Consider the following 25,919-nt stretch of genomic DNA (forward strand, 5'->3'; position numbering starts at 1 on the left):
GACCCCCCTCATGCGCGTCAGGCTCGTTCTTGCCGCAGCCGCCCTGCTCACCGCCGCCGTCGCCCCCCTCGCCCACGCGGGAGGGGCCGACGGCCACCACACCACCGACCGGCTCACCGGGGCCTCCGCCCGCGACGCCCACTTCACTAACGGCCTCTTCGTCGACGCGTACGGAACCGTCGCCGACGACAGCACCGTCACCCTCTCCGGCACCTACCGGTGCCTCGACGACAGCGCGGGCCCCGTCTTCGTCGGCTCCACCCTCGTCCAGGGCGACCGCTCCGCCGGCATCGGCGGCACCCGGGCCGTCTGCGACGGGCACCTCCACACCTGGATCAACCGCTCCGTGGTGAAGGACCCCGCCTACGTCGCCGGCGCCGCCCGCGTGGAGGCCACCCTCCTGCAGCTCAGCGGGACGGGCCTGCCGCTGCCCCGCTTCCTCGCCACCGAGAAGACGGACGTCGAGCTGCGCTGACCCGCTTCCCCCTAGGGGGTGCCCAGCAGGTCCACCAGACCGTCGCGGCCGAGTGCCTCCAGCTCGTCGAGGGCGGCCACGGCCCGGGCCGCCGCCTCCGGATCGGAGGCGGCGAGGCCGCTCGCCGCGAACTCGTCCTCGTCGAGCCGCAGCACCTCGCTGCCGTCCGCCGACACCCACAGGTCCAGGTCCAGGTCCTCGACCACCACCCCGGGGCCGCCGATCACGGGCGGCCGGGTGACGTCGCAGTACCAGCCCTTGAGGGAGCCGTCGGCGGACCGCACCTCCTTGACCGTGAACCAGCGGTCCTGCCAGTAGTGCTCCACGAAGACGTCGCCCGGCTCGAACCGCACGAAGCCGAAGTCCCGCACCCCCTCGGCCGCCCACGGCGCGCGCACCGAGAGCCGGCCGGCCTCCTCCGCGAGCACCTCGGCCGGATAGCGGATCTTCGTCCGGCCCGCCTTCGTCAGGGTGACCTCAACCGAGCGTCCGGACATGCCGCACCTCCGTCGCCGCGACCTCGTAGCCGAACCACTCGTTGATCGCCAGCATCGGCCCGTTGCCCGCGTCGTTCCCGGTGAACGCCTCCGTACAGCCCGCCTCCCGGGCCCGGTGCAGGGACGCGTTCTTCACCAGCTTGGCGAGCCCCCGGCCCCGGAAGGCCGGGGCCGTGCCCGTCATCCCCGTGTTGTACCGGCCAAGCCCGTCCGTCTGCGCCACGCTGAACGCGGCCGGCACCCCGTCCACCACCGCCACCGTCGTCAGCGTCCGGTCCAGGAGGGGATGGTCCCAGGTGGTCTCCTGCCAGTGCGCGTAGTCGTCCATCTCGACCGACACGTCGCCCGGCTCGTCCGCGGACGTCACCGCGTCCAGCTCGAACAGCGGCCGGGGGTCGGCCGCGAAGTCCTCGGCCGTCAGCAGCTCGACGCCGGGGGGCGGCGCCTGGAGCGGCGGCAGCCCGGCCCCCGCCAGGTCGAGCCGGAGGAAGTGGGCGGAGCGGCGGGGGGAGTACCCCCGCCGCTCCGCCCAGGCACGGTGCTCCGGCGCGTCCAGGACCCAGCTGTAGAGGGTGTGCGCGCCGTGTCCGGCCAGGTGCTCCTCGGCGGCGCGCAGCAGCAGCGTCCCCGCGCCGAGCCCCTGGTGGGCGGGGTCCACGTACACGTTGAGGGAGCCGATGCCCGGCTCCGGCGAGTCGTGGGCGATCCGCAGCTGGACGGTCCCGACGATCCCGCCGTCCTCGGTCACGGCCACGAGCGGGCGCGCGTGGCTGTCGGGGTGGGCGTGCGCCCAGTCGAACGCGAGCTGTTCGGCGGTCGCGAGCATGAAGGGGAGCGCGGCGCGGCGGACCCGGGCGAAGCCCTCGGCGTCCCCGTCCCGTACGTAACGGACGTTCACAGTCATGTGGGCGCACGCTACGGGCAGAGGGCGCACCGCCGCCTCCCCTTTTCCGGCGGGGTGGGGGCAGAATCGGCGGGTGACACTCACCATCGTCGTGGACCACGAATCCACCACCGCTCCCTACGAACAACTGCGTGCCCAGATCTCGGAGCGGGCCCGGTCGGGCGGACTGCCGGTCGGCTACAAGCTGCCGACGGTACGGGGGCTCGCGGAGCAGTTGGGACTCGCAGCGAACACGGTCGCCAAGGCGTACAAGGCGCTGGAGGCGGACGGGGTCATCGAGACGCGCGGGCGCCACGGGACCTTCGTCGCCGCCGCCGGGGACGCGGCCAGCCGCCGGGCCGCCACCGCCGCCGCCCAGTACGCCGAGGAGACCCGCCGCCTCGGCCTCAGCCGCGAGGCCGCCGAGGCGGCGATGAGCGAGGCCCTGCGGGCGGCGTACGACGGCTAGGGGATCTCCGGAAGGTCCCGCACGGCGCCCACGGCGCCCGGCACGCACTCTCGCCCCACCGGGCGAAAGCCCGAGTACGTCCCGTACGAGCGCTTCCGCCCGGCGTGCCGACAGCACGCACCGGACACCGCGGACACCGCACAGGACCTTCCGGACGCCCCCGCCGTGCGGGGCTCGGGAAGGTCCGCCGGGGGCGTGCCGCGACGGAGCGCGAACAGCTCCGCCAGCGTCGCGCCCTCGCGCGGCACGTCCTCCTCCCGCCCGAGCCACGCCACCGACTCGGCCCGGCTCAGCGGCCCCACCTCGATGCGGGCCAGGCAGCGGCCCGGCCGGACCACGGCCGGGTGCAGCCGCTCCAGGTCCTCGTTGGTGGTGACCCCGACCAGGACGTTCCGCCCCTGCCCGAGCAGGCCGTCCGTCAGGTTGAGCAGCCGCGACAGGGCCTGGCCCGCCGTGTGCTTCGCCTCGCCCCGGATCAGCTCGTCGCAGTCCTCCAGGAGCAGCAGCCGCCAGCGGCCCTTCGCCGTGCCCTCGTCCTCCCCGATGGCGATGTCCATCAGATAGCCGACGTCGTTGAAGAGCCGCTCCGGGTCGAGGACGCAGTCCACCTGGCACCAGTCCCGCCAGGACCGCGCCAGGGTCCGCAGCGCGGACGTCTTGCCGGTCCCCGGCGGCCCGTGCAGCAGCAGGAGGCGGCCGGAGATGGAGTCCGGCGTCACCTTCATCAGCCGGTCCATGGAATCGGCCACCGGCGCCGAGTAGTGGGGCCTGACCTCCTCCCACGTCCCGGCGCTGATCTGCCGCGTCGTGCGGTGCGGGCCGCGCCGGGGCGACACGTACCAGAAGCCCATCGTCACGTTCTCGGGCTGCGGCTCCGGCTCGTCCTTCGCCCCCTCCGTGGCCTCGCCGAGGATCCGCGTCGCCAGCTCCGCGTCCGTGGCCGTCACGGTGACGTCCGCGCCCCGGTTCCAGCGGGAGACCAGGAGCGTCCAGCCCTCGCCCTCGGCGAGCAGGGCGCTGCGGTCGTCGTCCTTCGAGGCCCGCAGCACGCGCGCGCCCGCCGGGAGCAGCGTCGCCTCCGGCTTGACCCGGTCCAGGGTGGTGCTGTGGGCGTGCGGCTGCTCGCCGGTCGCGAAGCGGCCGAGGAACAGCGCGTCGACGACGTCCGACGGCGAGTCGCTGTCGTCGAGGTTCAGCCGGATCGGCAGCGACCGCTGCGGTGCGGACGGTACCGGTGGGGTGTCAGCCATGGCGCCCATGATCCGGCAACCGGGTGCGCGGCGCACCGTCTTTTGGGCGGGGCGCGCCTCCGGTCGCCGGAGTGGCGGTACGTCAGATCCAGTGGCCCCGCAGGGCGCCCCGGGCGCGCCGGGCGAGCGCGTACCCCTTCGTCATGGCCCGGTCGGCCGCGAAGTTCCGTGCGATCGCGCGGCCCTCGATCAGCCGGGTGAACTCCTCGATGCCCGTGGACCGGCGCACGGTCATCCGCTCCAGGGCGTACGGCCCCTGGCGGCGGCGGGCGAGCGCGTTGCCGACGGCGAGCGCCTGGGCGAACCCGGCCTCCCGGACCGCCCGGCGGACCCGCCGGCTGGAGTACCCGTACGGGTAGGCGAAGGAGACGGGGGCGGCGGCGAGCTCCTCGCCGACGATCTCCCGGCAGCGCAGCGTCTCGAACCGGAGCCGTTCCGCGTCGAGTCGGTCGAGCTGCGGGTGGCTGTGGCTGTGGCCGCCGATCTCCGTTCCCGCGTCGGCCAGTTCGCGCACCTGCGCCCAGTCGAGCATGGTGTCGAGCGCGCCGCCCCCGTCGTGCGCGCCGCGCAGCCAGCCGGTGGAGACGAAGACGGTGCTCGCGAAGGAGTGCTTCGCCAGGACCGGCAGGGCGTGCCGGTGCACGCCCTCGTAGCCGTCGTCGAAGGTGACGAGCAGCGGCCGCGCGGGCAGCGGCTTCCCGTCCCGCCAGGCGGCGGCGAGCCCGGCCGTGGTCAGCGGGGTGAACCCCCGGTCGGCGACCACCGCCATCTGCGCGGCGAACGCGTCGGGCGTGACGGAGAGGCCGAGGACGGCGGGAGCCGGGTCCCGGTCGACGGCGTGGTACATGAGGACGGGCACGGGCGTGTCCCCGGGGGCACCCGGCGTCGCCCCCGTCACGCGACCGCTCCCTCGGCGGCCCCGTCCCCGGTGCGTGCGGAGGTCGGCCCGCCGGAGCGTTCGATCGGGCCCCAGGAGAAGGTGGTGCCGGAGCGGCGGGCCCGCAACTGCCCGAGGGCGTAGCCGCCGGCCGCGAGGGCCACCCCGGTGACGATGGCCCCGGCGCGGCCCGCGCCGCCGGGGCGGCCGCGCAGGGCGTCGCGCACTCCGCGCAGGACGCCGGCGGGCAGCACCCGGGTGGTGTAGCGCCGCTCGGACTCCAGGCCCTTCTGCGCGCCGACGCTGCGGGCGACGAGCGCCTTGGAGAGCCCCTCGGCGTACACGCGGGTGCGGAAGTAGCCGAAGCGCTCGCGGGCGGCGGGCACCTTGTGGTGGATGACCGCCCGGTCGTCCATGAGCAGGACCGCCTCGGGCAGCGCCTTGGAGAGCCGGATGCACAGCTCGGTCTCCTCGCCGCCCAGGGGCCGCCGGTCGCCGTCCCGGCCGATGCCGGTGGCGAAGCCGCCCGCCGCGTCGAAGGCCGTACGGCGGAAGGAGGCGTTGCCGCCGAGCACGTTCCGCACGGGGACGCGGCCCGGGGCCAGGCCCCGGTACGTACAGCCGACGACCCAGTCGAACTCCTCCGGGAACCAGGCCGGGCGGTGGCCGGACGCCCAGGCGGGCAGGGTCCGGCCGCCGACGGCCATGACGCGCGGGTCGTCGTAGGCGGCGGCGAAGTGGTGGAGCCAGTCCCGCTCGGCGACGGCGTCGTCGTCGAGGAAGGCCACGAACGCGCCGTGGGCGGCGGCGATTCCGGTGTTGCGGCCGGCGGAGAGGCCGCGGGGGCCCGCGTTGGCGAGCACCCGCACCTCCTCCCCGGGCCGGGCGTCCGCGTACTCCTCGGCGAGCCGTGCGCGCAGGGGCTCGTTGTGGTCGACCACGAGGAGCGTCTCCAGCGGCGGCAGCGACTGCTTCCGCACGGAGTCGACGGCGGCGAGGATGTCCTCCCAGCGGTCCTCCGTGTAGACGCAGACGACCACCGAGAAGCCGTGCGGGGACGTGCCGTCGCTCAAGACACCTCTCCCCGGGGGACGTTCACCGAGAAGGGGGCGGGCCGGCGCCGGTCCGCCCGGCCGGGGGACTTCTCCTTGAGGATCACCTTCAGGACCCGGATGCCGTCGCGCACGGCGTTGAGGTTGCTGACGCCGTGTATGCGGTTGTACTCGTGGCTCGGCACCTCCTGCACCTTGAGGCCGGCCTTGACGACCCGGATGTTGATCAGGGTCTCGATCTCGAATCCGGTGCAGTCGAGGGTGATCTTGTCGAGGCAGTGGCGCCAGAAGGCGTTGTACCCGTAGCAGAGGTCGGTGTAGCGGGCGCCGAACTTGCGGTTGACGAGCGTGCAGAGGGCCCAGTTCCCGAGTCTGCGAACGGTCGTCATGTCGTCCGTGCCGCCGCCGTTGGCGAAACGGGATCCCTTGGCGAAGTCCGCGCCGCCGACGAGGGCGGAGACGTAGGAGACGATCTCCTGGCCGTCGGCCGAGCCGTCCGCGTCGACCATGACGATGATGTCACCGGTGCAGGCGGCGAAACCGCTGATCAGTGCGTCGCCCTTGCCCTTTCCGACCTGCTTGACGACCTTGACGTCCGGCCGGATCTCACGGGCTACGTCGACCGTGTTGTCGGTGGAGTTTCCGTCGACGAGGACGACTTCGTGAATCCAGTCCGGCAGCGTCTTGAAGACGTACGGAAGGTTTTCGGCCTCGTTCATCGCGGGAATGACCACGCTCACCGGCGGAGTGATCGCCAGATGCGAGGTGATGGCCCGGTACTGGGCCGCTATTCGACTCGGCTCAGTCAATTCTTGGCCCGTGGCGGCCGGGCGCAGGAACGAGCTCATGGGTCTTTTTCCCTCTCGTCCGGTGGGCCGCCCACCCCTTGGGCGGCCCGATGGCGTGTCCGGTTCGAAAGGGGGGTTCTCGCCATGTCGCGCGGAAACGATCTCCTTGCGGGATCGGCGAGTTGGCATGGCTGGCCGCGCGGTGTCCGCGACTCGGCGCACGTTCGAAGCGCGTTCGAACACCGAGCACGGCACCCCCCTACCGCGCCCCGCACCTGAGCCACCGCGACGCTAGAGCCCTCCCCTGAGCCGCTGTGCATGATGGACCGGTGCGGGTGAGATGTACGACGGTATTGATGAATGGGACTGTATGGCAAGCCCCGGATCCATGGCCTGCTTTTCCGTAGTTTGACGGAACTTCAGCGGTCGGATACGTAACCGTCCCGGTCGGATTCGATCAATCCGGCGATGCGTCGGGGAGTGAGGGGATGGGGGCGCACTCCTGTGGATCGATGTGCGAATGTGTCGCGGTTCCGCGATCTCGCGGGGCGTCAATCGGGAGTGGAGCGTCCGCTTCCTCTCCTGGCCGGATTTCGATGGTCCCTGACGGAGGGTCGGAGAAAGTTCACCCCCAGTTTTGACATGGACACTTCCGATGCGCCGGATCCACTGCTACTACCTGGTAACGCAGAGATCCTGCTACAGGGAGGTTCCATGAGACTGTCCCGATTCACCGCCCTCTCCTCCTCGCTCCTCCTCGGCGCCGTCCTCGCCCTCACCGGGGCGGGCGCCGCCCAGGCCGCGGAGAGCGCCGCCCTCGACTACGTGGCGCTGGGCGACTCGTACTCCTCCGGCGTGGGAGCCGGCAGCTACGACGGCGCCAGCGGCGACTGCAAGCGCTCCACGAAGGCGTACCCCGTCCTCTGGAAGAACGCGAACGCCCCCTCCTCGTTCGCCTTCACCGCTTGCTCGGGCGCCCGAACGGGTGATGTGACCGCGAATCAGCTCGGACCGCTCTCGGCCGCCACCGACCTGGTCTCCCTCACGATCGGGGGAAATGACGCCGGTTTCGCCGACGTCATGACGACCTGTGTGCTCCAGTCCGAGTCCACCTGCGTCAATCGTGTGAATCAGGCCAAGGCCTACGTCGACTCCACCCTGCCGGGCAAGCTCGACTCCGTGTACGGCGCCATCAGGGGCAAGGCGCCCAACGCCCGGGTGGTCGTCCTCGGCTATCCGCGCTTCTACCAGCTGAACGGCGGCTGCGTCGCCGGCCTGAGCGAGGGCGAGCGCAGGGCCATCAACGGGGCCTCCGACTACCTCAACGCCGCCGTGGCCAAGCGCGCCGCCGACCACGGCTACACCTTCGCCAGTGTCGTCTCCGCCTTCACCGGGCACGAGATCTGCTCCGGATCGGCCTGGCTGCACAGCGTCAACTGGCTCAACATCGGCGAGTCGTACCACCCGACCGCCGCCGGACAGTCCGGCGGCTACCTGCCGCCGTTCAGGAACGCGGTGTAGCCGGCGCGCCGTCCGCCCCCGCGGCGCCGGAACCGGCCGGAACGGTGCTCGGGACACCGCCCGGCGCACCCGGACCGGCGCCCGGTCCGTCGTCCCGCACCGCGTGGTAGACCAGCGCCCCCGCGATGAGCAGCGCCCCGACGACCCCGGCCACCAGGACGGGGACCCGGCGGGGCGCCTTCTGTCTCCGGGACGGCGAAGTGCCGTGCGCGGCGTGCGTGTCGTCGCCGTGGGCACCCCGGTACGGGGCGGGCGCGCCGGCCGGCACGGGCCCCGTCCTCGATGCGCCGCCACCCGTCCGCGAGCCGCCGCCCGTCCGCGAGCCGCCCCCGTCCGCCCCCGCGCCGCCCGCGGGCGTCCGTGCGCCGCCGCCCGCCACCCGCCGCAGCTCCCGCTCGGCCCCGTCCGCCGTCACGGCGCCCTCCGGGCCCTCGTCCAGGAGTGCGTCGATCACGGCGCCCAGCGGCCCGGACCGGTCGTCCGCGGCCGCCTCCAGGAGTGCTCCCAGGGAGCGCAGCTCGGCCGCCGGACCCGCGTCGTCCTGCGGCGCGCCGCCGAAGCCGGTGACGACCACCCGGCCGTCGTTCCCCAGGAGTACGTGCTCCGCCCCCACGCCCGGATGGGGGGCGCCGGCCTCCCGGGCGGCCCGCAGCCCGGCCAGGACCTCGGCGCCGACGCGCGCCGCCTCGCGCGACGGCAGGGGCCCGCCCGCCTCCAGGGTCTCGGCGAGGGTGAGGCCCCGGACCAGCTCCGTCACCGTCCAGGGCCGGCCGTCCTCGGTGACCACGCCGAGGACCCGTACGACGGAGGGGTGGGAGATGCGTGCGGCGGCCCGCGCCCCGCGCTCCCGCCGCGCGTGCAGCAGGGGCGCCTCGTCCGGCGGGAGTCCGGGCGGGACCCGGGAGTCCTTCAGGGCCACCTCGTGGCCGTTCGTCTCGTCCAGGGCGCGCCAGACGGTGCCCGTCGCCCCCTCGGCCAGGACGTCCAGAAGCCGGTAACGACCCGCGATCACCGTCATGGATCCACGGTAGCCGAGGAGCGCCCTCCCGGCTCCGGTCCGGCGCCGGACCGCGCTTCCGGCCCCCGCCGTTGGATCTTGGTGGTGGAGATCACAGGGGCCTGCGCACCCCCGGTGGTCACCCCGGAGTGCAGGATGGTTCGTGACGGTTCGACAGGTGTTCGAGCCCTGTCCAACTCGCCCTGGAATCGGATGTATTCGGAGGGTGACCGTCAACCCCCGTACGGGTGCGTTGAATCCCGTCGCCGGGATACACGGGTGTCATGACGGGGCGATAGGGTTAACCTGCCCGGGTCGGGTGCCCTTGTACGGGTGGGGAGTGACATGGAACAGATAGCAATGCGCAGCAGGCCCCGAGTGCCTGCCATCACCTGCGGGAGCGGCGCGACCAGTTCGCGGCTCGACCGTCATCTCGCGGTGCTCGGCGGACCCGCCGTGCCCCAGCGCGAGGCGGCCGAGGCGACCCTGCTGATGCGGGAGCTGACGACGCGTACGCGCGAGACGCCGGTGCACGGCCACCGCAGCCGCAGCGCCCGGGTCTCGCTCTTCGCCCCGCTCCGCCGACTCCGCCGCTCCCTCTTCGGCACCCGCCGCTAGCCCGGTCCCGGCCGCCCGTACGGCCCCGACCACGACTCCGCCGGACGTGTCCCCGCCCGTCCGGCGTTCGTCGTGTCCGCACCACCCGTCCGCCCGTACCGCACCGTTCGCACCGCCCGCCCGTACTGCTCCCTTCTCCCGGCCGCCCCCCGGGCCGCCCGCGCGCTCGACCGCCCGCGCCCGGCCGTCCAACGGGTCCGGGCCCGGGTCCGGGCCCGTCAGGCGACCACGCCCGCGCTCCTGAGCTCCTTCACCTCCGCCTCCCGCAGCCCGAGCCCGGCGAGCACCTCGTCCGTGTCCTGTCCCAGGGCCGGGATCCGGTCCATCCGCGGCTCCGGCGCGTCCGGGAAGACGATCGGCGGGAGCAGCGTCCGCAGCGGTCCCACCGGCGACTCCACCTCCCGCCACCGGTCGCGGGCCGTCAGCTGCGGATGGTCCGCCAGCTCCGCCACCGAGTTGAGCCGGGCGCAGGCGATGCCCGCCGCGTCGAGCCGGGCCAGGGCCCCCTCCGTCGTCAGCGGGGCCAGCGCCTCCGCGACCACCGCGTCCGTCGCCGCGCGCCCCGCCACCCGCGCCGCGTTCGTCGCGAACGCCGGATCGTCGGCGAGGCCGGGCCGGCCGAGCACCTGCCCGGCGAGCCGCCGCCACTCCCGGTCGTTCTGCACGGAGAGCAGCACCAGGCCCCCGTCCGCCGTCGGATAGGCGTCGTACGGGGCGATCACCGCGTGCGCGAGCCCCGTGCGCGCCGGGGCCTCGCCCCCGTGCGCCCCGTGGTGGAGCGGATGCCCCATCCACTCGGCGAGCGAGTCGAGCAGGGAGACCTCCACCGGCCCGCCCCGGCCGGTCGTGCCGCGCCGCACGAGCGCGGCGAGGACGCCGGAGAAGGCGTACATCCCGGCGGCGATGTCGGCCGCCGGGATGCCCGACTTGACGGGCTGCTCCGGGGTCCCGGTCACCGACACCAGACCCGCCTCGCACTGGACGAGCATGTCGTACGCCCGCCGGTGCGCGTACGGTCCCTCCGCCCCGTACCCCGAGAGGTCCACCGCGACCAGCCGGGGGTGCGCGGCGCACAGGGTGGCGGCGTCGAGGCCGAGGCGGGCCGCGGCGCCCTGCGCGAGGTTCTGCACGAAGACGTCGGCGCCGGCCGTCATCCGCCGGACGAGGGCCAGGCCCCGGGGGTCCTTGAGGTCGATCGCCACCGACTCCTTGCCGCGGTTGCACCACACGAAGTGCGAGGCCAGGCCCCGGGCGGCGGTGTCGTACCCGCGGGCGAAGTCGCCGCCGTCGGGGCGCTCGACCTTGACGACGCGGGCGCCGAGGTCGGCGAGCTGGCGGGTGGCGAAGGGCGCGGCGACGGCCTGCTCGACGGCGACGACCGTGATCCCTTCGAGGGGGAGTGGCTGAGTGCTCATGACCGCCCTGCCTACCCTGCCGCACCGGCCCTTGTCACCAGGGGATGCGTCACCCCCGCCCCGGCCGGTCCGCCCGCCGCGGTCACAGGAGCATGAACTGCCCCTCCGGGCCCTCCTCCGGATGGTCCAGTACGGACGCGGGGCGGCGGGCCCGGGCGGGCGGCGGCAGCACTCCGGCGGCGCGCAGGGCCGCCGCGCCCTCCGCCCCGTCCTCCGCCGCCCGTGCCGCGAAGGCGGCCCGCTCCGGCTCCCGCGCTCCGAGCAGCGCGAGCACGGTGATCAGGTCGAGCAGCTCCGAGGTCCACTCCTGCGGCCAGGCGACCGGCCCGATCGCCTCCAGGGAGCCGGGCTCCGCCGGAGCGGTCCGGTGCGCGAACCACTGCTCCAGGACCCGCACCCCACCGACCCGGAACTCCCAGGCCTCCGCCGGTACGGGGGAGATCCGGCCCCCGTCGAGGACCAGCGCCTCGTCCTCGGAGTCGTACGCCATCGTCGTCGGGCGGGCGGGGACCGCCGCCCGCACGTAGGGGCGGCGGCCGCCCGGAAGGCGGGGTTTCGTTCCGCTCAGGGCGCCCCGCAGCCGCACGTCGAGGAGGTCCCGGCCGAGCGCCACGCCCGCCGCCCAGACCTCCGGGCCGACGGGGAGGGGGACGCGGCACCCGGCGGGGGAGGGGCGGGCCGCCGCCACCGTCCACGCCAGCCAGTCACGGGCGTCGGCCCCGCGCCCGTACCGCCGCCCGAGGAAGTCCAGGAGTCTGGGCGCGAGGTTGGGCTCGCGGCCGCCGGGGCGCCGGAACAGCGGCCGGATCCGGCCCGGCCGGCCCGCGGGGGAGCGGCCCTCCGGCAGCGCGGCCGTCACCAGGAGCGCGGGCCCGGCCGCCCCCGGCACGTACCCCTGCTCGACGGCGAACAGCTGCGGCTCCCCGGCGACCCGCCACAGCTCCGGCCGCGCGGTGTCGATCAGCCGGTGGTCGGGGAGCAGCCACTGCTCGTCGAACGGTCCGCGCGCCACCCGCACCGGCGCCGGGCACGGGCCCGCCTCGCGCGCGAACCGCACGGTCCCGGTGCGCTGTCCGGGCAGCGCGGCCACCGCGCTCGCCGGGGTCCGCGCCCGGCTGGGCCGGAACAGCGCCTCCCGCTCGGCCCCCTCGGCGGCCACGAGCCGGTCCCAGCGGGTCCGCAGCGTCCGTGCGTCGGGGGCGACGATCCAGGAACGGCCGAACCGCAGCGGGGCCACGGACCACGGCATCAACTCGTCGAGGAGGGGCGCGTCCTGCGGCCGGGCGTCATCGGTCACGCCCCGCATGCTAACGACCGCCGTCGGTGCGCCTCCAGCGCGTCAGTGCGCCTCGACGGTGACCGTGAAGGAGAAGCGGTCGCCGCGGTAGCGGATGCGGGCCACGTCGACGACCCTGCCGTCCTCGTCGTAGGTCACGCCCGTGTAGTGGAGGATCGGGGAGAGCAGCGGGACCTGGAGCAGGCCCGCCGTCTCCGGGTCGGCGAGGCGGGCCTCGACCGTGTCCGTGATGCGGCTGATCCGCACCCCGACCACGTCCCGCAGCACCTTCGTCATCGGCCAGCGCTCCAGGTCCGCCGGGTCGATCGCGGCGGCGAGCCCGGGGAGCACCGCGTTCTCCGCCCAGTTCGTCGGCTCGCCGCTCTCCCCGTCGCTGCGCAGCCGCCGGTACGCCACGACCTCGGACACGCCGGGGAAGTACTCCGCGAGTTCCCCGGGCACCGGCTCGGCGCCGTGCCCGAGGACCGTCGTCCGCTCGCCCGACTGCTGGGCCACGATCGCGTCGATCGAGCCGAGCAGCCGGCGAGGGGTGGAGCGGCGGGCACCCGGCTCGATGAAGGTGCCGCGCCGCCGGTGCCGGCTGATCAGGCCCTCCTCCTCCAGCTCCTTGAGGGCCTGGCGCATGGTCAGCACGCTCACGCCGTAGTGGGCGGCGAGCTGCTCCTCGGTGGGCAGCCGCAGCGAGGCGTCGGGCGTGCGGCCCAGTATCGAGGCGCGCAGCGACTGCGAGACCTGGTACCAGAGCGGCAGCTTGCGGTTCAGGACCAGCGAATCGGGAGCGAAGGCGGTCACGGGTCCTCCGTACGAAGGCTACGGGTCTACGGCCGGGACGTTACGGCCGGAAATGGCGCTCCAGACCCTGCCACACGTCGTCGTACCCCTTCTGCAGATGGTCGGCGTTCGCGGCCTGCGGGGTCGCGGTCACCGGCCAGCGGGTCTCGAACATGAAGGCGAGGCCGTCGTCGATCTTCTGCGGCTTCAGCTCGGCGGCGCTGGCCTTGTCGAAGGTCTCCCGGTCGGGGCCGTGCGCGGACATCATGTTGTGCAGCGAACCGCCGCCGGGCACGAAACCCCCCTTTCCGGCGGTCTTGGCGTCATACGCGCCCTCGATCAGGCCCATGTACTCGCTCATCACGTTCCGGTGGAAGTACGGCGGCCGGAAGGTGTCCTCGCCGACCAGCCAGCGCGGGGCGAAGGCCACGAAGTCCACGTTCGCGAGCCCCGGGGTGTCGGAGGGCGAGGTGAGGACCGTGAAGATCGACGGGTCGGGGTGGTCGTAGGAGATCGTCCCGATGACGTTGAAGCGGTGCAGGTCGTAGACGTACGGGGTGTGGTTGCCGTGCCAGGCGACGACGTCCAGCGGGGAGTGCCCGTACGTCGCGGACCAGAGGTTGCCGCAGTACTTGTTGACCACCTCGACCGGGCCCTCGACGTCCTCGTAGGCGGCGACCGGGGCCCGGAAGTCCCGGGCGTTGGCCAGGCCGTTGGCGCCGATCGGGCCGAGGTCGGGGAGCTGGAAGGGGGCGCCGTAGTTCTCGCAGACGTAGCCGCGGGCGGTCTCGTCGAGCAGCTCGACGCGGAAGCGGACCCCGCGCGGGACCAGCGCGACCTCGCCGGGGCGGACGGCCAGCAGGCCCAGCTCGGTGCGGAGCAGGAGGCCGCCGTGCTCGGGGACGATCAGCAGCTCGCCGTCCGCGTCGCCGAAGACCCGCTCCATGGAGGCGTTGGCGTGGTAGAGGTGCACGGCCATGCCGGTGCGCTGGGTCGCGTCGCCGTTGCCGCCGAGCGTCCACAGTCCGGCCAGCCAGTCGGTGCCGGGGGCCGGGTCGGGCAGCGGGTTCCAGCGCAGCCGGTTGGGGTCGGGCACGGTCTCGGTGAAGGGGGCGCCGCGCAGCCCGCCGTTGTCGATCCGGACGTACGGCGGGTGCGCGGCCGACGGGCGGATCCGGTAGAGCCAGGAGCGGCGGTTGTGCGACCGCGGCTCGGTGAAGGCACTGCCGCTGAGCTGCTCGGCGTAGAGGCCGAGGGGTGCGCGCTGCGGCGAGTTGCGGCCGTGCGGCAGCGCGCCGGGGATCGCCTCCGAGCCGTGCTCGTTGCCGAAACCGGTGCTGTAGGTGAGCGCCTCGGCCGTCTTCCTGGCCTGCTCCGTGGTCATCGCCCGCTCCTGTCCTGAGCCCGCAAGGGAATCCTATGGGAGACCGTAGGATTCCGCGCGGCTCCCGTCAACGGTGCGCCGGGGGAAGCCGTCGGGAGTCGCTGTGGACCGATGCGTGCGCGAGGGGGTCAAAAAAGATGAACATTGCTCTACTCTCACGCGCATGTCCCGGACCCGAAGGTTCGTCCTCGCGCTCTCGGTCGTGCTCGCGGCGCTCGCCGCGGCCCTGTTCACCGCCCCCGGGGCCCAGGCCCACGAGGAGCGGCCCGTCACCTTCCCCGACGGCTCCGGCAGCGTGCCGAAGCTCCGCACGGGCGAACCCGACCTCCTCGTCTGCAAGGCCGACCGGACCGACTTCGCGCGCCGGATCTCCGGCTTCCCCGCCGTGCTCAGGGCCCGCAACCTCGCCCTCTTCGAGCGCTGCGCGGCCTCCGGGTACCGCCACCTCCAGCAGGCCGTCGACGCCGTCGACCGGCCCGGCCTCACCATCGCGATCCTCCCCGGCCGCTACGAGGAGGAACCCTCGCAGCCCCCGCCCACCGGCGCCTGCGCCCGCCTGAAGGCCCCGGACTCCGCGCTCGGCTACCAGATCCTCAGCTACGAACAGCAGCGGCAGTGCCCGCACAACCAGAACCTGGTCGCGATCCTCGGCAAGAAGGACCTCCAGATCGAGGGCACCGGCGCCTCCCGCCTCGACGTCGTCATCGACGCCAAGTACCAGAAGCTCAACGCGATCCGGGCCGACGGCTCCGACGGCGTCTACTTCCGCAACTTCACCGCCCAGCGCACCACCTTCAACTCGCTGTACGTCCTCGCCGCCGACGGCTTCGTCATCGACGACGTCCTCACCCGCTGGAACGACGAGTACGGCTTCCTCACCTTCGCCTCCGACCACGGCCTCTACAAGAACTGCGAGTCCTACGGCAACGGCGACTCCGGCATCTACCCCGGCTCGGCCTCGAACATCAACGACGGCCGCGGCTACGACGTCCCCCGCTACTCCATCGAGATCACCGGCTGCCGCAGCCACCACAACATGGTCGGCTACTCCGGCACCGCCGGGGACTCGGTCTGGGTCCACGACAACGAGTTCGACCACAACATGGGCGGCGCCTCCATGGACTCCGCCTTCCCCGGCCACCCCGGCCTGCCCCAGAACCACGCCCGCTTCGAACGCAACCTGATCCACGACAACAACCAGAACTACTACCCCTACGTCGCCGACGGCACCTGCGCCAAACCTCCCGTCGAACGCGGCTACGAACAGGGCGTCGTCTGCCCCCAGATCTCCATGCCGCCCGGCACCGGCATCATCACCGCCGGCGGCAACTGGAACCTCTACGAGGACAACTGGGTCTACGGCCACCAGCGCACCGCCTTCTACCTCAACGCCGTCCCCGCCCTCATCCGCGGCGAGTCCGCCTGGAGCAAGCAGACCGACACCTCCCACCACAACCGCTACGCCGGCAACCACCTCGGCGTCGACCGCTCGGGCGCCTCCCGCCCCAACCGCACCGACGTCTGGTGGGACGGCCAGGGCGGCGGCAACTGCTGGCAGGCCGACGCCGGCGCCACCAGCCCCGGCGCCCCGCCCCAGTGCGGCGCCCGGCGCGGCGAGGTCTCCGGCGCCGCCGACCGTCTCGTCGGCGAACCCGTCAAACTCGCCCAACTCCTCGTCTGCGCCGACTACGACGTCCAGGCCCGCCGCCTCCCGGCCGGCTGCGACTGGTACGGCGCCCGGGGCCTCCAGCGCGTCGAGACCCAGCTCGCCCTGGGCACCGCCCTCGTCCTCGCCCTCACCGGCGGCGCCCTGTGGTGGCGACGGCTGCGCGGCGACCGGCTCGCGGGCGCGGCCACGCTCATCGGCCTCGCGGGCCTCGCCCTGGACGTGGCCGGCTCGACCCTCGCCCTCACCCCGACCGCCGTCCCGGCCGTCGCACTGCTGCTCACCGGCGTCTGGTGGACCCTGCTCGGCCTCACCCTGCGCCCCACCCGCCCCGCCTTCGCCTGGACCACCCTGACGCTCGGCGCCCTCACCCTCCTCGACGCCTTCGACAAGGCGGTCCTCATGATCCCCGGCACCCCCGTGAGCCCCGCCTGGCTCCGCCTCCTCCTCGGCGTCGCCTGGGTCCTCTGGGCGGTGGTGGCGGCGGGGGCCCACCCGCCGGGCGGAGGAGAGACGGGCGGGGGACCGGTTGGAGCGTCGGTCGGAGCGGCGAGCGGGGGGCCGGGTGGAGTGCCGGGTGGAGCGGCGAGCGGGGAACCGGGTGGAGTGCCGGGTGGAGCGGTAGGCGGAGGACCGGGTGGAGTGCCGGGTGGAGAGTCGGCCAGGCTGGCGGGAGAGTCGGCCGGGCTGACCGGAGAGCCGGCCGGGTCGGCCGGGCTGGCTGTACCGCCCGGGGAGTCGGCCGGACCGACCGGAGGACGAGCCGGAGAACCAGTCGGAAGGCCGACCGGAGAACCGGGGGGAGAACCGGGCGGAGAACTGGGCGGAAGGCCGACCGGGAAACCGGACGGGAAGTCGACCGGAAAGCCGGGTGAGCCCGGAGGCGCTCCCGTCTCCCCTTCCGCAATCCCGCCGTCCCCTGACGCCCGCCCGCACCACGGGGAGGGAGCCGCGTGACGCGCGCGCACGGGTCACGGCCCCTCGGGCGGCGGTTCGGCGGCCTCTGCCTGGTGCTCGTCCTGGCCGCCGCTCCGGTCCTCGCGGGCTGCGGCGGCCGGGCCACCACCCACCACAAGCCCGGTACCGGCCACCAGGAGGCCACCGCCGGCAGCGGCGCCCTGCTGCCGGCCTGGGACGAGGCCGGGCACCGCCTCCGGGAGCTTCCCGCGGCGGAAGCACCCACCGTCCGGGCCGAGATCCGGCCCGACTCCGAGGGCGGCTGGAACGTCCACCTCACCGTGGAGAGGTTCCTCTTCACCCCGGAGAGCACCGGCGGCGCGGCCGTCCCCGGCCGGGGCCACGCCCGCCTCCTGGTCGACGGCCGTGAGGCGGGCCGCCTCTACGGCCCCTGGGGATATGTACCGACCGGCGCCCGCACCCTGACCGTCCGGCTCCACGCGGACGACCACACCGTCTGGGCCGTCGACGGCACCCCCGTCCAGACCACCGTCCCCCTGTCCGGAGCCTCCGCCCCATCCACCTCATCCGCCCCGCCGAACGCCCGCCCCACCGAACCCGCCGAACCCACCGACCGATCCGAACCCGCTGGTTCCGATCGGACCGTCACCCTCACCATCGCCGGCAGGGCCGTCCAACCCCCTCCCTCCCGCATCGAGTTGAAGAAGGGCGAACGACTCACCCTCCGTGTCACCAGCGACCGCGACGACACCCTCCACGTCCACGGCTACGACCGTGAACTGCCGCTCTCCGCCGGCGCACCCGCCACCCTCACCCTCACCGCGGACCGCACCGGCCTCTTCGAGGTCGAGACGCACGATTCCGGACTCGTGCTGACCCAACTCGTCGTCCGATGACCGCGGCCCTCACCCATTCCCTCACCTCCGTCCAGGCCTTCGCCCATGTCCCCGCCTCCGTCCAGCCCCTCGCCCACGCCCCTGCTCATGCCCACGCCACGCCGCTGCCCCTTCCGCTCGCCCACGGCGTGGGCTCCCAGCACGACCTCCCCCTCTCCCCCTTCTACGCCTACGCCGGAGCCTTCACCGCGCTCCTCGTCTCCTTCCTCGCCCTCGGCCTGCTCTGGTCCTCCTCCCGCTTCCGGGGCGACCTGGCCGGACGCCCGCTTCCCGCCGCTCTCCAACGGGCCGCCGACGCCCCGTCCACCCGCACCGCGCTCCGGCTCCTCGGCGCCGTCGTCGCCCTCGTCTTCCTCCTCCACCTCCTCTTCGGCCCGGACGACCCGGACCGCAACCCCGCCCCCGGCGCCCTCTACGTCCTCCTCTGGGTCGGACTCGTACCCGCCTCCCTCCTCCTCGGCCCCGCCTGGCGCCTGCTCAACCCCCTGCGCGCCCTCCACGCCCTCCACCCGCCGAGGAACCCCCGCCCACTGCCCGCCGCCCTCGGCATCCGGCCCGCCGCCGCGGGTCTCCTCCTCTTCACCTGGCTCGAACTCGTCGCCCCCGACAACACCTCCCGCACCACCCTCCTGATCGCCCTCGCCCTTCACGTCGGCGTCCAGCTCCTGGGCGCCGCCCGCTACGGCGACCGCTGGTTCGCCCACGCCGACCCCTTCGAGGTGTACTCCTCCCTCCTCGCCCGGCTCTCCCCGCTCGGCCGCCGCGCAGACGGCCGACTGGTCCTGCGCTCCCCGTTCGACGGCCTCGACTCCACCCCCCTGCTCCCCGGCCTCGTCGCCACCGTCTGCGTGCTCCTCGGCTCCACCGCCTACGACGGCCTCTCCGACAACCCCCGCTGGATCACCACCCTCCAGACCTCACCCCTCGGCCCCGTCCCCACCGCCACGCTCGGTCTCCTCGCCGCCGTGGTCCTCGCCGCCGCCTGCTACGGCCTCTGCGCCGGCGCCCTGCGTCTGATGGACCGCGAACTCACCACCCCCCTCACCTCCTTCGCCCATTCCCTGCTGCCCATCGCCCTCGGCTATCTCACTGCCCACTACTTCTCACTCCTAGTCACTGAATTTCCACGTACCGTAATCATGGCAGGGGGCACTGACAACGCCCATGCCCCTCCTCCGCCCCTGGATCCCGGCGGCCTCGCGACCCTCCAGGTCGCCGCCGTCGTCACCGGCCACGTCCTCGGTGTCGTCGCCGCCCACGACCGGTCCGTTCGCCTCTTCCCACCGGCCCGGGCCGTCGCCGGCCAACTCCCCCTGTTCCTGCTGATGATCGCGTACACCCTCGGAGGCATCGGTCTGCTCGTCGCCTGAGGCCCCGGCTTCGCCCTTCCCCGTCGGAGCGGCATCATGGACCCCGTGCCCCAGACCCGCCCCCAGACCGCTCCGGCGCTCCGCCGCGCCCCCGTGCAGCAGCGCAGTGCCGAGCGGCTCGCCCGGATCCTCGACGCCTGCGCCGTACTCCTCGACGAGACCGGGTACGAGCGGCTGAGCACCCGGGCCGTCGCCGTCCGCGCCGGTGTCCCCATCGGCTCCGTCTACCGCTTCTTCGGCAACAAGCGGGCGATGGTCGCGGCCCTCGCACTCCGCAACCTCGACCGATATGCCGAGCGGGTCTCCGAGCGCCTCGCCGCGACACCGCTCCTCGACGCGTACGGAGCCATCGACGGCGTCCTCGACGAGTTCATCGCGATGAAGCGGACCGTCCCGGGCTTCGCCCTCGTCGACTTCGGCGTGCCCGCCGCCGCGCCCGGAGAAGCCTCGGGTCGTACCTCCGAGGACGAGGCCGACGCCGCCGACACGGCCGACGAGACCGACACGGCCGACGAGACCGACACGGCCGACGAGACCGACGCCGCCGACGAGACCGACGGCGTCCCCGGCACCTCCGATGCGGGTGACGGCGTGGACCCGAGCGGCGGCGTGGACTCGCGCGGCGGCACGGACCCGCGGGACAGCACGGACCCGCGGGACGAGGCCGAGGATCCCAACCGGCTCGTCGCCGAGCGGCTCTGTGGTCTCCTCGCCGCCCATCTGGGCCGTCCCGCCGACGAGGAACTGCACCGGAAGGTGCTCGTCGGGGTCGAGACCGCCGACGCCCTCGTCCGGCTCGCCTTCCGCACGGATCCCGCCGGTGATCCGGCGCTCGTCGACGAGACCCGGCTCCTCCTCTACGCGTATCTGGCGCCCTCCCTCTCGTAGGGGCCGCGGTCCTCCGGGGTCGGTCCCGGTGTCGGTCGCGTTCGCGCCAGTGGAGGGCGGCTGCGAGAGCGATCGTCGCGTTGGGGACGGGGGACGGGAGGCGAGCGGGGGCGGCGGCAGCCTGTCGGTTTCTGGCGGCCCCGTCGTCCACGCCCCTCCGTGACCGAATCGCAGGTCGCCGTCTTGCTGGCCCGCCCTTTCACCCCGCTGCCCGCTGCCCGCCGCTCGTCCGCCTGGCCCTCTTATCCGCTTGTCAGTCCGCTCGCCTCGCCGTCTGGAGTTGTCGTCCATGCCCGCTTCCCCGGCTCCGCCCGCCGTCGAACACCTCGACGTCCTGGTCATCGGCGCCGGGATCTCCGGCATCGGGGCCGGCCGCTTTCTGAAGGCCGAGCTGCCGTCGAAGACCTTCGCGATCCTGGAGGCCCGGGCCGCCTCTGGCGGGACCTGGGACCTGTTCCGCTACCCGGGGATCCGGTCCGACTCGGACCTGCACACCTTCGGCTACGCGTTCAAGCCGTGGCAGGGCGAGGAGTCCATCGCCACCGGGCCCCGGATCCTGTCGTACCTGCGCGAGACCGCGACCGAGAACGGGCTGGACGACCACATCCGTCACCACCACAAGGTGCTCTACGCGTCCTGGTCGAGCGATCGGGCGCGGTGGACGGTGCACGTCGAACGCGCCGACACCGGCGAGCGGACGACGCTGACGTGCTCCTGGCTGTTCTGCGCGGGCGGCTACTACCGCTACGACCAGGGGTTCACCCCGCACTTCGAGGGCCGGGAGCGCTTCCGCGGCACGATCGTGCACCCGCAGCACTGGCCCGGGGACCTCGACCACGCCGGCAAGCGGGTAGTGGTGATCGGCAGCGGCGCCACCGCGGTCACGTTGCTGCCCGCCATGGCCGAGACCGCCGCGCACGTGACGATGCTCCAGCGGACCCCGTCGTACGTCATGCCGGTGTCGAAGAGGGACGTGATCGCCAGCGCCCTGAAGAAGTACCTCGGGCCGGAGCGGGGCCACGCGCTGACCCGGCGGAAGAACATCGCCCGGCAGCGCTTCTTCTGGGCCTTCTGCCGGCGGTGGCCGAAGACCGCGCGCCGGATCATCCGACGGGCCAACATCCGGCAGCTGCCCGAGGGCTACCCGGTCGACGAGCACTTCAACCCGCCGTACGAGCCCTGGGACCAGCGTCTTTGCGCCGTGCCCGACGGGGACCTGTTCGAGGCCCTCCGCGCCGGGAAGGCCTCGGTCGTCACCGACCGGATCGCCACCTTCACCGAGAACGGGATACGGCTGGAGTCCGGCCGCGAACTGGAGGCCGACGTCGTCGTCACCGCGACCGGTCTGAACGTGCAGGCGTTCGGTGGCGTACGGATCACCGTCGACGGCGAGGAGATCCGCCCCTCCGACACCGTCGCCTACAAGGGCGTGATGCTCTCCGGGGTGCCCAACCTGGCCTTCTCGATCGGCTACACCAACAGTTCCTGGACGCTGAAGGTCGGCCTGCTGTGCGAGTACTTCTGCCGGCTCCTGGCCCACATGGACGCCTCCGGTCATGACACCTGCCGGCCCGTTCCGGCCGATCCGGCGATGCCGACCCGGCCGTTCCTCGACTTCGGCGCGGGCTACATCCGGCGCGCGGTCGACCAACTGCCCCGGCAGGGCGACCGGACGCCGTGGCTGACCTCCATGGACTACCACTCGGACGTCAAACTGCTCCGCACCGACAGCATCCTCGACCCGGAACTGCGCTTCACCCGCGCCGGGGCCGCCCGCGCCGCGACGACGACAGCCACCCGGTGAGCGAGGCGAGCACGACGACGGCGCCCGGGCGCGGCGACTCCGGACGCGCCCGGGCGCGGCGGCCCCGGGCGCCCCCGAGCTCAGCGCCCCGCACCTGCCCAAGCGCCGGTTCGTCGACCTCGCGCACGACCCTCCCCTACGTCCCTACCGGTCGGTATGCTCGGGCTCCCGACGCCCCCAGGGAGACGCCATGTCCACCGCCCTGCGCATCTGCCCCCTCTGCGAAGCGACCTGCGGACTGACCCTCACGCTCGAAGGGGCCCGGGTCACCGGGGCGCGCGGCGACCGCGACGACGTCTTCAGCCAGGGGTTCATCTGCCCCAAGGGCGCCGCGTTCCCCGAGGTCGACGCCGACCCGGACCGGCTCCGCCGCCCCATGGTCCGGAAGGACGGTGAGCTCCGGGAGGTCGGCTGGACCGAGGCGTTCGACACGATCGCCGCCCGAATCCGTCCGATCGTCGAGGAGTACGGGCCGGACGCGGTGGGTATCGTCCTGGGCAACCCCAATGTGCACACGATCGCCGGAGCCCTCTACCCGCCCCTGCTCGTCGGCGCGCTGCGCACCAGGAACCTCTTCACGGCGTCCACGCTCGACCAGATGCCCAAGCACGTGTCCAGCGGCCTGCTCTTCGGGGACCCCCTCGCCGTCCCCGTGCCGGACCTGGACCGCACCGACCACCTGCTGATGCTCGGAGCCAACCCGCTGGACTCCAACGGCAGCCTGTGCACCGCCCCCGACTTCCCAGGCCGGCTCAAGTCGCTCCGCCGGCGCGGCGGCACCCTCACCGTCGTCGACCCCCGGCGCACCCGCACCGCCCGCCTCGCCGACCGGCACGTCGCGATCCGCCCCGGCGCCGACGCGCTGCTCCTCGCCGCCCTCGTCCACACCCTCTTCGCGGAGGACCTCACCGACCTCGGACCGCTCGCCGCCCACGTCGAGGGCGTCGAGGAGGTGCGGTCCGCGGTACGGGAGTTCAGCCCCGAGGCGGTCGCCGCCGCCTGCGACGTGGACCCCGCCACCATCCGCGCCCTCGCCCGGGAACTCGCCGCCGCGCCCACCGCCGCCGTCTACGGGCGGATGGGCAGCTCCACCGTGGCGTACGGCACCCTCGCCAACTGGCTGGTCGACGTCCTCAACATCCTCACCGGCAACCTCGACCGGCCCGGCGGCGCGCTCTTCCCGCTCTCCGCCACCACGCCCGCCCCGCGCCCTGCGGGACCCGGCAGGGGCTTCGCCCTCGGCCGCCGGCACAGCCGGGTCTCGCACCACCCCGAGGCCAAGGGGGAGTTGCCGCTGGTCGCGCTCGCCGAGGAGATCGAGACCCCGGGGGAGGGGCGTATCCGCGCCCTCGTCACCATCGCCGCCAACCCCGTCCTGTCCGCCCCCGACGGAGACCGCCTCGACGCGGCCCTCGGCTCCCTCGACCTCATGGTCGCCGTCGACCCGTACCTCAACGAGACCACCCGCCACGCCGACGTCCTGCTGCCCCCGCCCCCGCCCTCCCGGAGCGCCCACTTCGACTTCGCCTTCAACGGGTTCGCCGTCCGCGACCAGGTCCGCCACACCCCGGCGGCCCTTCCCCTCGAAGCGGACCGGATGGACGAGTGCGAGATCCACGCCCGGCTGATCCTCGCCGTCTCCGGCGCCCACGGCTCACCGCCCTCCGCCGTGGACGACCTCGCCATCCGCACCACCCTCGCCAAGGCCGTGACGCAGGAGCACTCACCGGCGTACGGCGCCGACCCCGAGGAGTTCGCCGCCCGGCTCACCGGGGACACCGGAGCCGAGCGGCGGCTCGACCTGATGCTGCGGCTCGGCCCGTACGGGCTCACCCTCGACGAGCTGAAGGCGCACCCGCACGGCATCGACCTCGGCCCGCTCAAGCCCCGCCTGCCCCAGCTCCTCAAGACCCGCAGCGGACGGGTCGAACTCCTTCCCGCGCCCCTCGCCGCCGACCTGCCCCGGCTGCGTGCCGCGCTCGACGACGTACCCGATCCGGGCACCCTCCGGCTCGTCGGGCGCAGGCACCTGCGCTCGAACAACAGCTGGCTGCACAACACCCCCGCGCTCGGCGGCGGTTCGAACCGCTGCACCCTCCAGGTGCACCCCCGGGACGCGGACCGGCTGCGGCTGACCGACGGCGGGCTCGCCCGGGTCAAGGGGGAGGGCGGCGAGCTGGAGGTGCCGGTCGAGGTCACCGACGGGGTGCGCCCCGGCGTGGTGAGCCTCCCGCACGGCTGGGGCCACGACCGGGCGGGCACCCGGCTCGCCGTGGCGTCCGCCCGCCCCGGCGTCAACGTCAACCAGTTGCTCGACGGGTCGCGGATCGACCCCCTCTCCGGCACCGCCGTGCTCAACGGCTTCCCCGTCGAGGTGTCGCCCCTGCCGTGACTCGGGGTGTCGCCCCTGCCGTGACCCGGGGTGCCGCCCTGCCGTGCCCCGAGCCGCACCCCCGTATTGACCTGGGGTTTTGCTCGTATTGCTCACGCGTCAACACCTTGTTAACGGTGGAAGGGGGCACCTACCGTCATCCGGACCGCCGCTCGGCGGCAGTTCAACGGTGAACGTGAGGTGCCCTCCATGCTGACCGTCCTCGGCTTCGCCATGATCGCGACCTTCCTGGTCCTGATCATGACGAAGAAGATGTCGCCGATCGCGGCGCTCGTGCTGATCCCCGCACTCTTCTGCGTCGCGGTCGGGCAGGGCGCCCGGCTCGGTGACTACGTCATCGACGGCGTCGGCAACCTGGCGCCGACGGCCGCGATGCTGATGTTCGCGATCGTCTATTTCGGGGTCATGATCGACGTCGGTCTCTTCGACCCGATCGTCCGCGCCATCCTGCGCTTCTGCAAGGCCGACCCCGTGCGGATCGTGGTGGGCACGGCACTGCTCGCCGCGATCGTCTCCCTCGACGGCGACGGCTCCACCACCTTCATGATCACCGTCTCGGCGATGTATCCGCTCTACAAGCGGCTCGGGATGAGCCTGGTCGTCATGACGGGCGTCGCCGCCACGGCCAACGGCGTCATGAACACCCTGCCCTGGGGCGGCCCCACCGCCCGCGCCGCGACCGCCCTGAAACTGGACGCCACCGACATCTTCGTGCCGATGATCCCCGCGCTCGGCACGGGCCTGCTCTTCGTCTTCGTCCTCGCGTACGTCCTCGGCCGCCGCGAGCGCAAGCGCATCGGCTACCTCACGCTCGACGAGGCCCTGGTGCCGGAGACCGACACGGTGCTGGTCACGGCCGGCAGCGGCGCCGGTGACCACGGCGGCAAGGGCGCGGCCGGAGGCACGGGTGCGTCCGGTATCGGTGCGGGGGAGGGGAGCGAGGACGGGTTCCAGGGGCTCGACCCGAACCGCGCCACGCTCCGTCCCCGGCTGTACTGGTTCAACGCCGGCCTGACGGTCGCGCTGCTCACCGCGATGATCCTCGAACTGCTGCCGATCCCGGTGCTGTTCCTCCTCGGCGCCGCCCTCGCGCTCACCGTCAACTACCCGAACATGGCCGAGCAGAAGGCCCGTATCGCCGCCCACGCCGACAACGTCCTCAACGTCTCCGGCATGGTCTTCGCCGCCGCCGTCTTCACCGGTGTCCTCACCGGCACGGGCATGGTCAAGCACATGGCGGACTGGCTCGTCGGCGCGATCCCCGAGGGCATGGGGCCGCACATGGGCCTGGTCACCGGCGTGCTGAGCCTCCCGCTCACCTACTTCATGTCGAACGACGGCTTCTACTTCGGCGTGCTGCCGGTCCTCGCGGAGGCGGGCGCGGCCCACGGCGTGTCGTCCCTGGAGATCGCCCGGGCGTCCATCGTCGGCCAGGCCCTGCACATGTCGAGCCCGCTGGTGCCCGCGGTGTACGTGCTCGTGGGCATGGCGAAGGTGGAGTTCGGCGACCACACCAAGTTCACGGTGAAGTGGGCCGCGCTGACGTCGCTGGTCGTGCTGGCGGCGGCGATCCTCTTCGGGATCGTCTGAACCGCCGGGGCCCGGCGGTCCGGTGGCCTCTGAGCCGGACGGGCGACTCGGAGATCGACACACGCATGTCGCCACCCTCCGCAGTCATGTGATGACGGATA

General features: G+C 73.6%; 22 protein-coding genes. 11 read left to right on the top strand and 11 right to left on the bottom strand.

What is annotated here, in order from left to right; all coding sequences use genetic code 11:
* Positions 1-10: 10 nt before the first annotated feature.
* Positions 11-475 carry a DUF6299 family protein gene (locus ADL08_RS01455; protein ID WP_053640164.1) on the top strand — a complete coding sequence of 155 codons (465 nt, stop codon included), beginning with the start codon at positions 11-13 and terminating at the stop codon, positions 473-475.
* Positions 476-486: 11 nt separating this feature from the next.
* Here the strand turns inward: ADL08_RS01455 and ADL08_RS01460 are convergent, their stop codons facing one another.
* Both ADL08_RS01460 and ADL08_RS01465 read right to left on the bottom strand, forming a co-directional pair.
* Complete coding sequence (locus tag ADL08_RS01460) at positions 487-972, bottom strand: DUF402 domain-containing protein (protein WP_053640165.1); 486 nt, start codon at positions 970-972, stop codon at positions 487-489.
* Positions 953-1,876: a GNAT family N-acetyltransferase gene (locus ADL08_RS01465; protein ID WP_053640166.1), complete on the bottom strand. Its 924-nt coding sequence runs from the start codon at positions 1,874-1,876 to the stop codon at positions 953-955. The genes ADL08_RS01460 and ADL08_RS01465 overlap by 20 nt, the downstream gene beginning before the upstream one ends.
* Before the next feature lie 73 nt (positions 1,877-1,949).
* Here ADL08_RS01465 and ADL08_RS01470 point away from each other — a divergent pair, with 73 nt between their 5' ends.
* On the top strand, positions 1,950-2,324 hold the full coding sequence (locus tag ADL08_RS01470) for a GntR family transcriptional regulator (RefSeq protein ID WP_053640167.1): 375 nt from the start codon (positions 1,950-1,952) through the stop codon (positions 2,322-2,324).
* Here the strand turns inward: ADL08_RS01470 and ADL08_RS01475 are convergent.
* The 4 genes from ADL08_RS01475 to ADL08_RS01490 all read right to left on the bottom strand — a co-directional run bounded on the left by ADL08_RS01475 (position 2,321) and on the right by ADL08_RS01490 (position 6,351).
* Positions 2,321-3,583: a DUF5925 domain-containing protein gene (locus tag ADL08_RS01475; protein ID WP_234351957.1), complete on the bottom strand. Its 1,263-nt coding sequence runs from the start codon at positions 3,581-3,583 to the stop codon at positions 2,321-2,323. The genes ADL08_RS01470 and ADL08_RS01475 overlap by 4 nt on opposite strands.
* 73 nt (positions 3,584-3,656) lie before the next feature.
* Complete coding sequence (locus ADL08_RS01480) at positions 3,657-4,421, bottom strand: polysaccharide deacetylase family protein (RefSeq protein ID WP_199836930.1); 765 nt, start codon at positions 4,419-4,421, stop codon at positions 3,657-3,659.
* 47 nt (positions 4,422-4,468) lie between these two features.
* A complete protein-coding gene (locus ADL08_RS01485) occupies positions 4,469-5,524 on the bottom strand; it encodes a glycosyltransferase family 2 protein (RefSeq protein WP_053640168.1) in 1,056 nt (351 codons plus the stop codon).
* Entirely contained in the window at positions 5,521-6,351 is an 831-nt protein-coding gene (locus tag ADL08_RS01490; protein ID WP_053640169.1) for a glycosyltransferase family 2 protein, read from the bottom strand. Before ADL08_RS01490 ends, ADL08_RS01485 begins: the two co-directional genes overlap by 4 nt.
* A gap of 654 nt (positions 6,352-7,005) precedes the next feature.
* On the opposite strand from ADL08_RS01490, the gene ADL08_RS01495 reads away from it, so the two are divergent.
* On the top strand, positions 7,006-7,812 hold the full coding sequence (locus ADL08_RS01495) for an SGNH/GDSL hydrolase family protein (RefSeq protein ID WP_053640170.1): 807 nt from the start codon (positions 7,006-7,008) through the stop codon (positions 7,810-7,812).
* Here ADL08_RS01495 and ADL08_RS01500 read toward each other — a convergent pair.
* Positions 7,796-8,830 (bottom strand): protein kinase domain-containing protein, encoded by a 1,035-nt coding sequence (locus ADL08_RS01500; RefSeq protein ID WP_053640171.1) that lies wholly within the window; start codon positions 8,828-8,830, stop codon positions 7,796-7,798. The two genes, ADL08_RS01495 and ADL08_RS01500, sit on opposite strands and share 17 nt — an antisense overlap.
* Before the next feature lie 324 nt (positions 8,831-9,154).
* Between ADL08_RS01500 and ADL08_RS01505 the strand changes: the two genes are divergently transcribed.
* On the top strand, positions 9,155-9,427 hold the full coding sequence (locus tag ADL08_RS01505) for a hypothetical protein (RefSeq protein WP_053640172.1): 273 nt from the start codon (positions 9,155-9,157) through the stop codon (positions 9,425-9,427).
* 218 nt (positions 9,428-9,645) lie between these two features.
* Here ADL08_RS01505 and ADL08_RS01510 read toward each other — a convergent pair whose 3' ends face one another.
* From ADL08_RS01510 to hmgA, 4 genes are all read right to left on the bottom strand, one after another.
* Positions 9,646-10,842, bottom strand: coding sequence for a CaiB/BaiF CoA transferase family protein (locus ADL08_RS01510; RefSeq protein WP_053640173.1), 1,197 nt, complete (start codon positions 10,840-10,842; stop codon positions 9,646-9,648).
* An 82-nt stretch (positions 10,843-10,924) separates the two neighbouring features.
* Entirely contained in the window at positions 10,925-12,148 is a 1,224-nt protein-coding gene (locus ADL08_RS01515; RefSeq protein ID WP_053640174.1) for a type ISP restriction/modification enzyme, read from the bottom strand.
* Between the two features lie 33 nt (positions 12,149-12,181).
* A complete protein-coding gene (locus tag ADL08_RS01520) occupies positions 12,182-12,931 on the bottom strand; it encodes a GntR family transcriptional regulator (RefSeq protein WP_053640175.1) in 750 nt (249 codons plus the stop codon).
* Between the two features lie 40 nt (positions 12,932-12,971).
* Positions 12,972-14,294 (bottom strand): homogentisate 1,2-dioxygenase, encoded by a 1,323-nt coding sequence (hmgA, locus tag ADL08_RS01525; protein WP_053640176.1) that lies wholly within the window; start codon positions 14,292-14,294, stop codon positions 12,972-12,974.
* Between the two features lie 163 nt (positions 14,295-14,457).
* Here hmgA and ADL08_RS01530 point away from each other — a divergent pair, with 163 nt between their 5' ends.
* From ADL08_RS01530 to ADL08_RS01560, 7 genes are all read left to right on the top strand, one after another.
* On the top strand, positions 14,458-16,917 hold the full coding sequence (locus ADL08_RS01530) for a right-handed parallel beta-helix repeat-containing protein (RefSeq protein ID WP_234351958.1): 2,460 nt from the start codon (positions 14,458-14,460) through the stop codon (positions 16,915-16,917).
* Positions 16,914-17,774 carry a hypothetical protein gene (locus ADL08_RS01535; RefSeq protein ID WP_053640177.1) on the top strand — a complete coding sequence of 287 codons (861 nt, stop codon included), beginning with the start codon at positions 16,914-16,916 and terminating at the stop codon, positions 17,772-17,774. The genes ADL08_RS01530 and ADL08_RS01535 overlap by 4 nt, the downstream gene beginning before the upstream one ends.
* Positions 17,771-19,144: a hypothetical protein gene (locus ADL08_RS01540; RefSeq protein ID WP_234351959.1), complete on the top strand. Its 1,374-nt coding sequence runs from the start codon at positions 17,771-17,773 to the stop codon at positions 19,142-19,144. Before ADL08_RS01535 ends, ADL08_RS01540 begins: the two co-directional genes overlap by 4 nt.
* A gap of 45 nt (positions 19,145-19,189) precedes the next feature.
* Complete coding sequence (locus tag ADL08_RS01545) at positions 19,190-20,032, top strand: TetR family transcriptional regulator (RefSeq protein WP_420709545.1); 843 nt, start codon at positions 19,190-19,192, stop codon at positions 20,030-20,032.
* Between the two features lie 289 nt (positions 20,033-20,321).
* Positions 20,322-21,836 (top strand): flavin-containing monooxygenase, encoded by a 1,515-nt coding sequence (locus ADL08_RS01550; RefSeq protein ID WP_053640179.1) that lies wholly within the window; start codon positions 20,322-20,324, stop codon positions 21,834-21,836.
* Positions 21,837-22,026: 190 nt separating this feature from the next.
* Positions 22,027-24,228 carry a molybdopterin-dependent oxidoreductase gene (locus ADL08_RS01555; RefSeq protein ID WP_053640180.1) on the top strand — a complete coding sequence of 734 codons (2,202 nt, stop codon included), beginning with the start codon at positions 22,027-22,029 and terminating at the stop codon, positions 24,226-24,228.
* Positions 24,229-24,417: 189 nt separating this feature from the next.
* On the top strand, positions 24,418-25,818 hold the full coding sequence (locus ADL08_RS01560; RefSeq protein WP_053640181.1) for a CitMHS family transporter: 1,401 nt from the start codon (positions 24,418-24,420) through the stop codon (positions 25,816-25,818).
* The last annotated feature ends 101 nt before the right edge of the window (positions 25,819-25,919 follow it).

The organism is Streptomyces sp. NRRL F-6492 (genome assembly GCF_001280125.1).
Taxonomy (GTDB): domain Bacteria; phylum Actinomycetota; class Actinomycetes; order Streptomycetales; family Streptomycetaceae; genus Streptomyces.